Raw genomic sequence first — 14177 nt, 5'->3', positions numbered from 1 at the left:
TAGGGCACATCAACCGCCATGTCTTTGCTACGAATTTTTGAGTCTCGCCATCAACGTTCTTACGGTCTTAGGCTATTGCTCGCCTCTACCTTGATCCTCTCGGCCTGCAGCACGGCACCCCGCATCGGCAATACCAAAATCGACGATAGCCTTCAGGCACAAGGACAAAACAGCAGGGTACGGCATATTGTTTTGCACTACACCGCTGGCAGCACACCCACTTCACTTAAGGTGTTAAGCCAACACGATGTCAGCAGCCATTACCTCATCACTGATGACAATCCGCCCAAGCTGTATCAATTGGTCGATGAGAATAGGCGAGCATGGCACGCTGGCGTAAGCCGCTGGGGCGAGTACAGTGATCTCAACACGAGCTCGATAGGCATTGAAATCGTCAATGCCGGTAAGCACAGCGACGGCACGTGGGCCCCTTATAGCCAAGCGCAAATAGACTTAACCATTGAACTGCTTAAAGACATCGTGAATCGCCACCGTGTCACACCCAGCAATATCGTGGGTCATAGTGATATTGCCCCCCAACGTAAGGTCGATCCTGGCCCGTTGTTTCCATGGTCAGCTTTGGCCCAAGCTGGGCTTGGACGCTGGTACAACCCAGAGCTTGCCGCTGAGTATCAGCAGCAATTTCAAGCGCAGGGCTTACCCGACATTCAGGAAATACAACGCCTGTTAAAAGCCATCGGTTACGACATCACCTTAAGTCACGAGCTGGACAAAGCCACCATCAATGTGATCGCTGCCTTTCAGATGCGCTACCGACCGCAACGTTACGATGGACAGCCGGATGCACAGACCGTGGCTATCTTAAAAGCCCTACATAACTCGGCTCGTTAAGCCTAAGCTTCACAGCGGCGTTTAGACTAACGTCGCTGTGAATGACGTTGGCGCCTGTAGCGGTAATCCACCAAACGCATGCCTAACAACACACCCAGTACGGCAGCGTAGCCATACACGTCAAAAAAGTCGTTTTTCCCGCTGCGAACCAAATAAAAGTGCACAATCGACAAAACCGCAATCGCATACACGCTGCGATGCAAGCGCTTCCAGTTCGCACCCAAACTACGCATCGCACGGTGGGTAGAAGTACAGGCCAACAACAACATGAGCAACGTTGCTATCGCACCCAAGGTAATGAAAGGACGGACAAGGATGTCCGTCCACATGCGAGATAGCACGAAACCATGTTCCCATAAGGCCCATCCCACTACGTGCAGCACGGTGTAAAAGAAAGAAAATAGCCCTAGCGGTCGTCGTATGCGCACCAGTGACGGAGCTGAAAACAATTGACGCAATGGGCTAACGGCCAACGTAAGCCACAACAGCACGGTTGCCCAAATACCCGAGGATCGAATTAAAAACTCTGCAGGATTAGCACTTAAGCCCTGCGTAAATCCCAAATACCCCCAACGTAAAAGGGGAAACATACCCACAATGAAAACAAGGCTACGCAGCCAAGGCAGATAGCGAGCAACAGGCTGCTGAGTCGTCATCAGTAAAACCGAGCCAAATCCATGCCGCTATACAAACTGGCCACCTCATCGGCATAGCCATTAAATAGCTCTGTGTCCATGCGTGGCGCAAAAATACCCGCACCAATACGTCGCTCTGTGGCTTGACTCCACCGCGGATGTGGCACATCAGGATTCACATTTGCGAAAAAACCGTACTCATGCCGCGCAGCTTGCATCCAACTGGTCACCGGTTGTCGTTCAACAAGACGGATGCGCACAATCGACTTTGCCGATTTAAAGCCGTACTTCCACGGCACAATTAAGCGCACAGGCGCACCGTTTTGATTAGGAAGCTCGGTGCCATATACCCCCAACGCCAATAACGCGAGGGGGTGCATGGCTTCGTCTATACGCAGCGCTTCGATATAGGGCCAGTTTAAAACCCGTGAACGCAACCCAGGCATATGATCTGGCATGGCGGCCGTTTCAAATAATACGTATTTTGCATTGGCCGTTGGCTCTACCTGCTTTAACAGTGTGCTGAGTGAGTAGCCCAACCAAGGAATAACCATGGACCACCCTTCCACACAACGCAGGCGATAGACACGCTCTTCCAACGCCTGCAGGGCATGTAAATCATCCAAATCGAAAGTTTTGGCCTTATGTACCTCTCCTTCGATGTGTAACTGCCATGGACGTGTGGGCATCTGCCCTGCATGCCGCTTGGGGTCGGACTTATCCGTACCAAACTCATAAAAATTATTATAGGACGTGACATCAGCGCGCGTGGTTAATACCTCAGGCGAGGCCCACCGTTCTGGGCTGCTGTACGTAAGCGGACGCTGATCCGACTCGCCAGCAATAGCACTACGCCATGGAGCCGTTAAGGCCAACGCCCCTGTACTTAATCCCGTTTTCAATAGCAATCGACGATTACGCCACAGCCTTTCCTCTGTAATGTCAGAAGCCAGAATTTTTGCTTTATGTTTAACGTAATTCATAAGAGCTCGCTGGTTAACGCCTAAATGCGCTGCAACACCACATCTCGCAATTGCGCGACACTATCCACCATATAAGTGGGCTCTGCGCTGCCTAAGGTTTTAGGGTCATGCGCACCATAAGTCACCGCTAAGCAATCAATACCCGCACTTCTCGCCATCACCATATCGTGCGTTGTGTCACCTACCATCAGTACGCTTTCGGGATTCAGTGAAAGCTCATCCATTAATTCATACAACATCAAGGGGTGTGGCTTACTTTGCGTCTCATCCGCGCAGCGTGTTGCCGCAAAATAATCACTTAAATTCACGTTTCGTAGTACCCGATCAAGACCGACACGACTTTTTCCTGTTGCCACTGTTAAGACGACCTCACCGGCCTTAAGTTCATTCATGAAGTCCAGGACTCCGTCGAACAACTTAATCTGCGGATCACGCTGCATGAAGTGATGACGGTAACGTTCTAAAAACAGCGGCATCTGCTCGGCCTCTAGATCAGGCACGGCTCGATACAACGCACTTTCTAGCGACAACCCTATAACCCAACTCGCCAAAGCCATCGTCGGCACGCTTAAACCCAAATCCTCGCTTGCCATCCGAATGGCGGTAGCAATAGCATGGGTCGAGTCCATAACGGTTCCATCCCAATCAAAGACCACCGCTTCATAACGTTTAGAACGACTCATTCAATACTCTCCAGCTTACGTAATATGTCTTGGCACTCAGTCGGCAGCGGCGCCAAGAAAACCAAGTCCTCTTCTGTAATGGGGTGTTTCATTTTCACCCCACTGGCATGTAAGAACATGCGCTTAAAACCTAAACGAGCAAAGTGCTCGCGCACTTGATCCTGACCGTACTTATCGTCTCCCACAATAGGAAACCCAAGATTGGCCAAATGGACACGAATTTGATGGGTACGACCGGTTTTAAGATCGGCCTCGACCAAACTATAACGACCATAGCGCTGAAACAAATTAATGATCGTATGGGAAGGCTTACCATCAGGATGCACTTTGACACGCCGCTCGCCGCTGGCTGTCATCCAACGTAAAAGCGGGTCGCGTATATGCTGGCGGTCGTTTACCCAATCACCCACCACCAGTGCCTGATACACCTTTTCAATCGCCCCTTCTCTGAACATATCATGCAAACGCACTAAGGCTGCTCGACGTCGGGCTACGATTAACAGGCCGGAGGTGTCGCGATCCAAGCGATGGGCGAGCTCTAAGAATCGCTCGGCAGGTCTGGCGGCCCGCAACTGCTCAATGACACCAAACGAGACTCCACTACCGCCATGAACGGCAACGCCCTGAGGCTTATCAATCACCAATATGTGCTTATCTTCGTAAACAATAGGAAAGGAGGCTGGGGGAATAGGAACTGGCTCATCGCGCTGCGCTAACCGCATGGGAGGAATACGTAAAAGATCACCACTTTGTAAGCGATAGTCATTTGACACCCTTCCCTTATTAACTCTGACCTCGCCATTACGAATCGCCTTATAAATATGACTTTTAGGGACTCCCCTACATTCACGGACAAGGTAATTGTCAACGCGTTGACCGGCCAGTTCAGCCTCGATTTCGATGAAACGGACACGTGGAACTTGGTTTTCAGTATCTAATGGTTTGCTCATGTCCAAAAGAGGCATATAATCGCCTCAGCCTATGAAAACTGTGACACCGCCAAACGTAGAGATGCAAAGGGTGCGTCTCCGTTAGGCTGGAAAGGTCTCATTGTAATACCTGAGTTCCAGTTTTCGGGGTCATAAGGTCGCCGGAGCGAGCCTGCTTGCTTGTACACGTGTTGCGTTACGCCCGTGTCCATTCATTTCTCGCCCTCCGCGTGCGGCACTGAACAACTGCGAAAAAGTCGTCGCTCTTTAGAATTTAGCACCAGACGCGAGCAAAACCCGAGTCTGTCCGTTCCCAGCAATTTACTTATCGTCAAACACTATAGTGAACCTGACCTTTATGCTGATTGAACCGCGCGCTTACCCGCGCACTGTGCCCCCACGACATTACACGGTGGGCATGGCCTGATTCCTATCAGCCTTCCCTCTGCAGCGAAAAGTGCCTCACACCGAGTGACCCGCGGTCGTGCTCCGATTATCGGTGCGCCATGACTACGGAGAATCACGCTCATGAAAAGAATGCTGTTTAATGCAACGCACCAAGAAGAGTTACGCGTTGCAATTGTTGATGGTCAAAAACTGATTGATCTCGATATTGAAACTGCCGGACGCGAACAGCGTAAAGGAAATATCTATAAAGGGGTTATCACTCGAATTGAACCAGGTCTAGAAGCTTGTTTTGTTAGCTACGGCGAAGATCGCCATGGCTTTCTTCCCTTTAAAGAAGTCGCACGCACTTACTTTAAAGAAGGCGTGGATGTGCGCTCTGCCCGCATTCAAGACGCACTAAGCGAAGGCCAAGAGCTTATTATTCAAGTTGAAAAAGAAGAACGTGGTAACAAAGGCGCTGCGCTAACCACCTTCATTTCGCTTGCCGGACGATACCTAGTCTTAATGCCGAACAACCCTCGTGGAGGCGGTGTCTCACGTCGAGTGGAAGGCGAAGATAGGCAGGAATTACGCGAAGCCATCGACCAACTTAATATCCCATCAGGCATGAGCATCATTGCTCGCACTGCTGGTATAGGTCGTAGTGTTGAAGAACTACAGTGGGATTTAAACTATCTACTTCAACTGTGGACGGCTATCGATGGCGCAGCCAAAGACAATAGCGCTCCGATCTTAATTTATTTGGAATCCAGTTTAGTCATCCGTGCGATTCGAGACTATTTCTCCCAAGAAATTGGCGAGATTCTTATCGATACCGATGACATTTACGAACAAGCCACGGCTTTCATGAGCGTGGTGATGCCCGATAATGTGCAGCGCGTCAAAATGTACCGCGACGACATCCCATTGTTTTCTCGGTTTCAGATTGAAAACCAAATCGAAACAGCCTACTCCCGTACTGTACAACTGCCTTCAGGCGGTGCTGTGGTTATTGACCACACCGAAGCGCTGGTGGCCATTGACGTCAACTCTGCGCGCTCAACACGCGGCGCCGACATCGAAGAAACCGCTGTACGCACTAACCTGGAAGCCGCCGATGAAGTCGCTCGTCAGTTACGGCTGCGTGACTTGGGTGGCCTAATTGTTATCGACTTTATCGATATGGAAGACGGCAAGAACCAACGTGCCGTCGAACAACGTTTACGTGATGCGTTATACGTGGATCGCGCTCGTGTACAAATGGGTAAGATCTCACGTTTTGGCTTGATGGAACTTTCTCGCCAACGCCTACGTCCCGCTCTTAACGAGGGCTCTCATATCACTTGCCCTCGTTGTACGGGCACTGGCGTCATACGCGATGCTGAGTCCAGCGCCTTACACGTGCTGCGCCTGCTTCAAGAAGAAGCCATGAAAGAAGGCACCGCGGCCTTACATGCGCAAGTTCCTGTTGATGTCGCCACCTACTTACTGAATGAAAAACGCGCTGACGTTTCAAAAATTGAATCACGTTTGAACATTAACTTAACGCTGATTCCTAATAAAAACCTTGAAACGCCTCACCACATTATCGAGCGCCTGCGCCACGATGATGCCCGCTTAGACGAAGTCAAAACCAGCTTCCAACAAGTTCAGGAAGAGGCTCCCTCTACCCTGACCCCACATCGTACGCACGAAGTGAAAGCGCGACCTGAAGCACTGGTAAAAGGCATCACCCCCTCTCAACCTGCCCCTACTGCAGCAAGTGTTGCGAAAGTAGCCGATAAGCCTAGCTTATGGAAACGGATCATGGCGTGGTTCAGCCCTACTGAAGAGGCGCCTAAGCCAGAGCAGAAAAAAACGTCAGCGACCAAGCCACACCACCGTCGCCGAACACGTAATACATCAGAGCAAAATGCTGCTGGCTCCGGCGAACGATCAAACCGTCAGCGCCGTGGACAACGCCCAACGGCAGGCGCAGAGGACACGACTGAGCAGCCTCAAACCAAAGGTACCCCTACAGGGCGTAACCGTCGTCGTCCAGCCCAAAACACGGCCGACACAACGCCTAGCGCCGAGAATCGTCAGGCACGCGCTACAACTGCAGGTGCTGAAGGTGCGGATGCCGCAGAAACAAGCACCACACCGTCATCAAACCGTCGCCGTCGCGGTGGACGAGGCCGACGTCGTGAGCCAAACAACACAGAAAACACCAGTGCCAACCACGAGGAAAATACTGACGTTAACGCTGCTAAGCTAGCTGCTACTGCGGCCACTGCAACACCCGCCGCACAAAGCGAAAAGCATAACGACGACAGCGTCGAGAGCAAAGCGCTTGAGAACGATTCCGTCGTAGCAACTGACGAGTCACAAACTCAAGGCGATCCCGAGCGCCGTCGTCGTCGCCGTCGCAGCCGTCGCGGACGTCGTTCGCCCGAGGCAGCAGCTACCAACGTAGACCAAAACGACAACGCTGACGCCGCCGAAGCCGCCAACGCAGAAACCACCTTTGTGGCACACCAAACACCCAGCTTTGATGCAGCGGCGTTTGAAAAGCACGAAGATGTCAAAGCGTCTACGCCTGAAAGCACTGAGGGCGAAGCCGTAACCGTTGTTCCTACTGCCTCTGAAACGACAGCACCGAAGGCCACAATTGAGCCAGAAGCCGCTATCGTTGAAAAAGCAGACCTTATCGATTCTAAAGCCTCAGAGGTCGTTACACAGCCGGTAGAAGAAGCAGCTGTGGCCGCGCCTAGTCCTGCCGTTGAATCCACCAAATCGGTGAACTCGGCAAGTCAAGCGCTTGATCAGTTATTGGCACAAAGCTCGTTGCAGGTTGTTGAAACTCGTACCGATGCCAAGTCAGATCTGGATGCGTACCGAGCTCCTGTTGCCTCTTCTGAGCGCCCCACCCGCACACGCCAAAAAGTGGTGATCGAAAACGTACCTTTGGTACAAATCGAGACGCAAAACGAGGCCTCTTCCTCCGCAGAGCGAGCCATTGAACAACCGCTCGTAACCAGCGAGGCTGAAGACAACACAGCGACTATCGACAGCACTCCTGAGCGCGTGGATGACGCCACATCAAGCCCAGAGGCTGTTGAAGCATCAACACCAGCGATTGAGCAAACTCACGAAGAAGTCTCTGAGCCTGTTGTCGCTGAGGACACCACGCTGGATACCGCTCCTGAAATCTCTGTTGACCTCACAACGACAGAGGATGTGGTTACAGGCGACACAGCTAACGGCACGAACGACGAGACAGCACCGGCGCCCGCCCTTATGGCCTCGGAAAGCACTGACATACTTTCTGACGAGCTAAAGAGCGTATTGGAACAACGTGGTTTAGCACTTGTTGAAACCTCGACAAGCGCCAACAACGATTATTACCAAGCACCTAAAGCTAAACTAGGACGCCCACGTAAGACGGCTGTTAGCGTTGAACCAGAAGCCTTGGAACTTGTTGAAACCAAGTAAGCGTTAGCCTGGCAAACGCCGTAGCACGTAAAAAAGCCTTGCTAGGATTTTCCTAGCAAGGCTTTTTTAATGACTGTGCAATACCGCTAAGTCGGCAACAATCTTTTTACAACGACCGCTTAAGAAATCGGCTTGTGCACAGACTCGGCGGGTTGACGAGTTAGTAATGCAATAAGCTGAGCAATTTCAACCTGCATTTCACGGCGATCCACAACCATATCGATGGCGCCTTTCTCTAATAAGAACTCAGCCCGCTGAAACCCTTCAGGAAGCTTTTCACGCACGGTTTGCTCAATAACGCGAGGACCAGCAAAACCAATCAAAGCATTGGGCTCAGCCACGACCACATCACCCATAAAAGCAAAGCTGGCGGATACTCCACCCATGGTGGGATCAGTCAGTACGCTAATAAAGGGTAAGCCTGCTTGAGAAAGCTGTGCCAACATGGCATTGGTTTTTGCCATTTGCATCAGCGAAAATAAGCTTTCTTGCATGCGAGCTCCGCCAGAGGCGGCAACACAGATAAAAGCGGATCGGGATTCAATCGCTTCTTTTACCCCACGCACAAAACGTTCACCGACGACCGAGCCCATGGAACCGCCCATGAATTCGAACTCGAACGCAGCAACCACGGCCGGCACGGCTAATATTGTGCCGCGCATCACCACCATGGCTTCGCTTTCTCCGGTACTACGGGTAGCTTGTACGACGCGATCTGGGTACTTTTTGGAATCCCTGAATTTTAGCGGATCAACGGGACGCGTATTCGCGCCGATCTCAACCCGCCCCTCGGCGTCCAACAAGGCATCAATTCGACCACGTGCATTGATCCGCATGTGATGTGAACACTTAGGGCACACATTTAAGGTGGCTTGCAAGTCTTCTTTGTACAGCACAGACTCACATGACGGGCATTTCACCCACAGGCCCTCCGGCACGCGACGGCTACTTTCTTGGCCGCGGTTAATCATCGGAGGAAGAATTTTTTGGATCCAACTCATGGTGCAATCCTGTTATTAGGCGGTGATGACTGCACCGCCAAAAATTTTGACAATATAGGGCCGTGCTTTAAAAGGCACAAGCGCATGATTCTATACGGAAATGCATAGCATGGGCTAGTTTAAAGCACGATGAATTTCATGTAACCACGATGACGCCGCATCAATCGCCGCCTGATCCGTGCCGTTATCGGCATAGGCTTGTTCCATGGTTTCAATTAATTTACTACCGATCACGACCGCATCGGCGCACGCACTTAGGCGTTTAGCACTGGCTGCATCGCGAATACCAAAGCCCACGCCAACTGGAATCGTAACGTGACGACGGATAATTTCAAGCTGTTTGGCAACATCATCCGTGTTGAGTGCCCCTGAGCCGGTTACCCCTTTTAGCGACACATAGTAAACATAGCCACGAGCCACCTTCGCAATAAGCTTCATGCGCTCTTCGGTTGATGTAGGCGCCAATAAAAAGATAGGGTCAATACCCGCTTGGGCCAATAGCGCCGCAAACTCGACGGACTCTTCGGGTGGGTAATCTACCGTAAGCACACCATCAACCCCGGCTTGACTGGCAGCGCGCGCAAAGTTTTCTTGGCCCATGGCTTCGATTGGATTCGCATACCCCATCAGCACAACCGGAGTTTGATCATCATTTTCACGAAACTGTCGGACCATATCCAACACAACGTTAAGACTGACGCCTCGTGCCACAGCACGTTCGGCTGCACGCTGAATAACAGGCCCATCTGCCATGGGATCAGAAAAAGGCACACCAAGCTCGATCACATCTGAGCCCGCTTTAACTAACGCATGCATTAAGGCTGGCGTTGCCGATACAGAAGGGTCCCCTGCTGTGATATATGGAATTAACGCGGTACGGCCATTCAGTTTGTTAAACGTGGCCAGCAGCCGCGCATTAGAAATTTGAGACATAGTAAGTTCCATTACAACTACAGGCTGATGCCACTGTACTCGGCGACCGTGTGCATATCTTTATCACCGCGACCCGATAAATTAACGAGAATAATACGATCGCTGGGCAACGTGGGGGCCACACGCACGGCGTAGGCAATAGCATGTGATGATTCCAACGCCGGCATAATGCCCTCGATACGGCAGCAATCGTGAAAGGCCTGCAGCGCTTCATCGTCTGAAACCACGGCATATTCTGCGCGACCGCAATCTTTAAGCCAAGCATGTTCGGGCCCTACCCCGGGGTAATCTAAGCCTGCTGAAATAGAGTGCGTGCTTTGAATTTGTCCTGCTTCATCTTGAAGCACATAGGTACGATTACCGTGCAACACACCCACAGCGCCTTTATTTAATGAGGCCGAGTGCTGCGCTGTGTCGATGCCTTTACCCCCCGCCTCTACACCCACTAGGGCCACTTTTTCATCATCGATATAAGGGTAAAAAATACCCATGGCGTTCGAACCGCCACCAACCGACGCAACAATGACATCAGGTTGACGACCAGTTTCCTCTGGCATCTGCGTTAAACACTCAGTGCCTATTACCGACTGAAAGTCGCGAACCATCATGGGATACGGGTGTGGGCCTGCAACAGTGCCGATAATGTAGAAGGTGTCCTCTACATTGGTGACCCAATCGCGCATGGCTTCGTTCAATGCGTCTTTTAACGTTTTTGAGCCTGAATCAACCGGAATAACCGTGGCACCCAAAAGCTTCATGCGGTACACATTGGACGCTTGGCGGCGTACGTCTTCACTGCCCATATACACCACGCACTCAAGACCATAGCGTGCCGCTACCGTGGCGGTGGCTACACCGTGTTGACCAGCACCCGTCTCGGCAATAATGCGTGTTTTACCCATGCGCTTAGCCAATAACATTTGACCAATGCAGTTATTAATTTTGTGGGCACCCGTGTGATTCAGATCTTCGCGCTTAAGCCAAATCTGTGCACCGCCTAACTCTTGAGACCAACGACGAGCATGATAAATAGGCGATGGACGGCCGACGAAATGCTTAAGTTCGTAGGCAAACTCCTGTAAAAATGCAGGGTCATCTTTAAACGTATCGTAGGCGTCGCGTAGTTCATCCAAAGCATGGACCAATGTTTCGGCCACAAAGGAACCACCAAACCGACCGAAATGACCTTCGTAATCAGGCAGTGTATAAGATTTCAAGGCTTAACTCTCTTTTGAATCGGTGCGCATCGGCTCTAATCAGAGTCGATACATAAATAAGTATTTTACCAGCTAGCGAGGCGCTATTGACGCGAGGCGTCCACTCCTGGAATTTCTTGTAACGCTGTGAGTGCGCGCTGAATTTGCTCACCATGGGTAACTTCAATAGTAATGGTCATTTGACTGAGTGAGCGACGACTTAAGGTATTAACACCCACTACATTGAGTCGTAGGCGCGCAAACACTTCAGAGATATCGCGCAACAGGTTGGGACGCTCTTGTGCATTAATATGCAAGTCGACACTATACAGGGCATCGCCAGTATCACCCCAGTCTACGTCAATAGCGCGCTCGGGTTGCTTCAAAACCAGCCCCGCATACGAGCTACAGTCGTCGCGATGTATAGAAACGCCTCGCCCCCTCGTCACAAACCCTACGATGGGATCAGGAGGAGCTGGCCGACAGCAACGCGCTAATTGTGTCATAAGTGAGTCCACACCCACCACCAGCACCCCACTTTTTCCGGTACGCGTCACACTGGCATGAGCGGCAGAGAAAACCTTAGCTTCGGTCTCGGGCGTCGCGCTTGAGGTTGGGTGAAAAGCATGATCAATGTGGCGCAGCCTAAACTCGTCTTTCGCCACCGAAACATACAGGTCATCTGCTCGGGCAAAACCCAAGCGCTGAGCTAACTGCTCTAGGTTGGTGGCGGTTTTTCCTAAACGTTGTAGCTCTTTCTCGACCATATGCTGGCCTTGTGAAATCCGCTCTTGTAGCTCTACCGCGTTAAACCAAGCCCTAACTTTGGCACGAGACCGAGGGCTTGCTAAGAAGCCCAACTGCGTATTTAACCAATCGCGTGAAGGTCCGCCGGATTTCGCCGCGACAATTTCTACGGTTTGACCCGTTTGCAGCTTCGTTAATAACGGCACCATCTTGCCATCAACCTTCGCTCCTCGGCACCGATGGCCAAGATCCGTATGCAGGTAATACGCAAAATCAACCGGTGTCGCTCCCACGGGTAACTCAATTACGCGTGCCTGAGGCGTTAAAACGTAAATGTGCTCGTTGCCGCCTTTACTCGATTCGGGGGCTGGGTCCGTTTGACTGCCCTCTGCGGCTGAACCGTGTCCATCAACGCCAGGACCGGTGGACTTATCCCAGGCCAAAAGTTGACGCATCCAGGCTATTTTTTGTTCATCTGCCGTGGCAGCCACCGTGCCCCCTGCACGCCCTGCCTCTTTGTAGCGCCAGTGTGCCGCCATTCCGAACTCGGCAAACTCGTGCATTTCTTGTGTTCGAATCTGGACTTCAAAACTACGCCCTTGCTCGTCCGCCACAACTGTATGTAGCGAGCGGTAGCCATTGGGCTTAGGACGAGAAATATAATCATCAAACTCGGCTGGAACAGGCGTCCATAACGCGTGTATTAGGGCTAAGGCGCCATAACAACTACGTTCGTCGTCAACAATAATACGCAAGGCTCGCAGATCAAATAACTGATTAAAGTTAAGATCTTTATTCCGCATCTTATTCCAGATGCTGTAGATATGTTTAGGCCTACCGTACACCTCGGCTGTGATGCCCTCGTCTGCCAATGACTCGGTCAGTTGCTTCACAACAGAACGAATAAACGCCTCTCGCTCGGCACGCTTTTCTTCGAGTTGCTTAGCGATATCTTTATAGGTATCAGGCTCAAGAAAACGGAAAGCCAGATCTTCCATCTCCCATTTCACCTGCCAAATACCCAATCGATTCGCCAGCGGCGTGTAAAGCTCCATGGTTTCTTGGGCAAAGCCTCGTGGACAAGGCGTTTTACTTTGGGCAAACCAACGTAGTGATTGCAACCTTGAGGACAAACGCAACAATACGATGCGCAAATCCACAGCCATCGCTAGCAGCATGCGCCGCTTCATTTCTTTTTGGTCACTGCCTGGGGCGGCTTGATCATGAGATTGTCCCGTTATCGCCCCTAAGCGATACAAGGCTCGCGTGCCTTTCACTAGATTCGCAATTTCCGAACCAAATTCTTTCTGCAACATATTGCGCTGGCTGTCATCAGCGCCAGATTCAGGCTCGGGTAACACCGCCAACAATGCGCTCGCTCGGGTAAAAGCATCCGAACCCAAATCCTTTAGAATTTCGACCACATGGGCGCAATGTCTATCTAGTGGTTCACCAGTATGGGCCATTACCCCGCTCAAAGGCCCTGATACCGTATCAACGGCCTTACGTATCCATTGCTGGCCTGTCTCATCAAGATCGGCGCAAACGCGCTCGTACCACTCTGGGCTAAAGACCGAAGTGGAGGATGAAGGATGAGGTTGAGTAAAAGACTCAGGCATAGTCATAAACACGTCACGTAAAAGACAGCAATCAGTTTTAATATACTAGCCTGTCTGAACCGGTACCGCGAGCACTCTGACGTGTGAAGACACCTATTTAATCGTATGACTACGCCGCGCGTGGACTACAATTGACCCCTAACGATATGCCAAAAACCAAATAGCTGATCTACCACAATGCACGTAAGGCCTAAAAACGGTACTTTTGTGCCAAACAACGAACATCACGATGATATCCATCGTTGCTGAGCTGGATATTACAAGCCTTGGTCTGAATATTCGTTAAAATCATTTAATTATTGCGGCAAAATGTCGAGTCCCCCGAATGGACCATGGGTTTGCCATTGTTGCTATGTTTTAAGCTGGAGCTAAAAATGACTCACGTCGTGACTGAAAACTGTATTAAATGCAAATTCACTGACTGTGTGGACGTGTGTCCGGTAGACTGTTTTCGTGAAGGTCCTAATTTTTTAGTCATTGACCCCGAAGAATGTATTGACTGCGCCGTCTGTATCCCCGAGTGTCCGGCAAATGCGATTTTTGCTGAAGAAGATTTACCCCAAGATCAAGTGCACTTTATTGAGCTTAACGCCGAACTAACCCCCGTTTTCGGTATGATCAATCGCTCTAAAAAACCCTTGGAAGACGCCGATGACTGGAACGGTGTAGAAGGAAAACTCCAACACCTAGAGCGCTAAGTCGTCGCGCTGCTATCGCCACGCCGCAAAGCATAATCAT

Annotated in this window: 11 protein-coding genes; 3 read left to right on the top strand and 8 right to left on the bottom strand. The window is 51.1% G+C overall.

Going from position 1 to position 14177, the window contains the following annotated elements; genetic code table 11:
* Positions 1-18: 18 nt before the first annotated feature.
* A complete protein-coding gene (locus AC2UZI_RS05615) occupies positions 19-852 on the top strand; it encodes an N-acetylmuramoyl-L-alanine amidase (protein ID WP_486942828.1) in 834 nt (277 codons plus the stop codon).
* A gap of 26 nt (positions 853-878) precedes the next feature.
* Here AC2UZI_RS05615 and msrQ read toward each other — a convergent pair whose 3' ends face one another.
* The 4 genes from msrQ to AC2UZI_RS05595 are packed head-to-tail and all read right to left on the bottom strand — an operon-like array spanning position 879 to position 4118.
* Positions 879-1508 (bottom strand): protein-methionine-sulfoxide reductase heme-binding subunit MsrQ, encoded by a 630-nt coding sequence (msrQ, locus tag AC2UZI_RS05610; protein WP_486942827.1) that lies wholly within the window; start codon positions 1506-1508, stop codon positions 879-881.
* Positions 1508-2470, bottom strand: a complete 963-nt coding sequence (msrP, locus tag AC2UZI_RS05605) for a protein-methionine-sulfoxide reductase catalytic subunit MsrP (protein ID WP_486942826.1) — start codon at positions 2468-2470, stop codon at positions 1508-1510. Before msrP ends, msrQ begins: the two co-directional genes overlap by 1 nt.
* 20 nt (positions 2471-2490) lie before the next feature.
* Positions 2491-3153: an HAD family hydrolase gene (locus tag AC2UZI_RS05600; RefSeq protein ID WP_486942825.1), complete on the bottom strand. Its 663-nt coding sequence runs from the start codon at positions 3151-3153 to the stop codon at positions 2491-2493.
* A complete protein-coding gene (locus AC2UZI_RS05595; RefSeq protein WP_486942824.1) occupies positions 3150-4118 on the bottom strand; it encodes an RluA family pseudouridine synthase in 969 nt (322 codons plus the stop codon). The genes AC2UZI_RS05600 and AC2UZI_RS05595 overlap by 4 nt, the downstream gene beginning before the upstream one ends.
* Positions 4119-4610: 492 nt before the next feature.
* On the opposite strand from AC2UZI_RS05595, the gene AC2UZI_RS05590 reads away from it, so the two are divergent.
* Positions 4611-7943 carry an Rne/Rng family ribonuclease gene (locus AC2UZI_RS05590; RefSeq protein WP_486942823.1) on the top strand — a complete coding sequence of 1111 codons (3333 nt, stop codon included), beginning with the start codon at positions 4611-4613 and terminating at the stop codon, positions 7941-7943.
* 119 nt (positions 7944-8062) lie between these two features.
* Here AC2UZI_RS05590 and accD read toward each other — a convergent pair whose 3' ends face one another.
* From accD to AC2UZI_RS05570, 4 genes are all read right to left on the bottom strand, one after another.
* Positions 8063-8944, bottom strand: a complete 882-nt coding sequence (accD, locus tag AC2UZI_RS05585; RefSeq protein ID WP_486942822.1) for an acetyl-CoA carboxylase, carboxyltransferase subunit beta — start codon at positions 8942-8944, stop codon at positions 8063-8065.
* A 114-nt stretch (positions 8945-9058) separates the two neighbouring features.
* Positions 9059-9877: a tryptophan synthase subunit alpha gene (trpA, locus tag AC2UZI_RS05580; RefSeq protein ID WP_486942821.1), complete on the bottom strand. Its 819-nt coding sequence runs from the start codon at positions 9875-9877 to the stop codon at positions 9059-9061.
* 17 nt (positions 9878-9894) lie between these two features.
* On the bottom strand, positions 9895-11094 hold the full coding sequence (trpB, locus tag AC2UZI_RS05575) for a tryptophan synthase subunit beta (protein WP_486942820.1): 1200 nt from the start codon (positions 11092-11094) through the stop codon (positions 9895-9897).
* An 83-nt stretch (positions 11095-11177) separates the two neighbouring features.
* Positions 11178-13439 (bottom strand): RelA/SpoT family protein, encoded by a 2262-nt coding sequence (locus AC2UZI_RS05570; protein ID WP_486942819.1) that lies wholly within the window; start codon positions 13437-13439, stop codon positions 11178-11180.
* 374 nt (positions 13440-13813) lie between these two features.
* On the opposite strand from AC2UZI_RS05570, the gene fdxA reads away from it, so the two are divergent.
* Positions 13814-14137 (top strand): ferredoxin FdxA, encoded by a 324-nt coding sequence (gene fdxA, locus AC2UZI_RS05565; RefSeq protein ID WP_486942818.1) that lies wholly within the window; start codon positions 13814-13816, stop codon positions 14135-14137.
* Positions 14138-14177: the final 40 nt, after the last annotated feature.

The organism is Paenalcaligenes sp. DL 463 (assembly GCF_057475185.1).
This window is presented reverse-complemented; position numbering and strand designations above follow the sequence as displayed.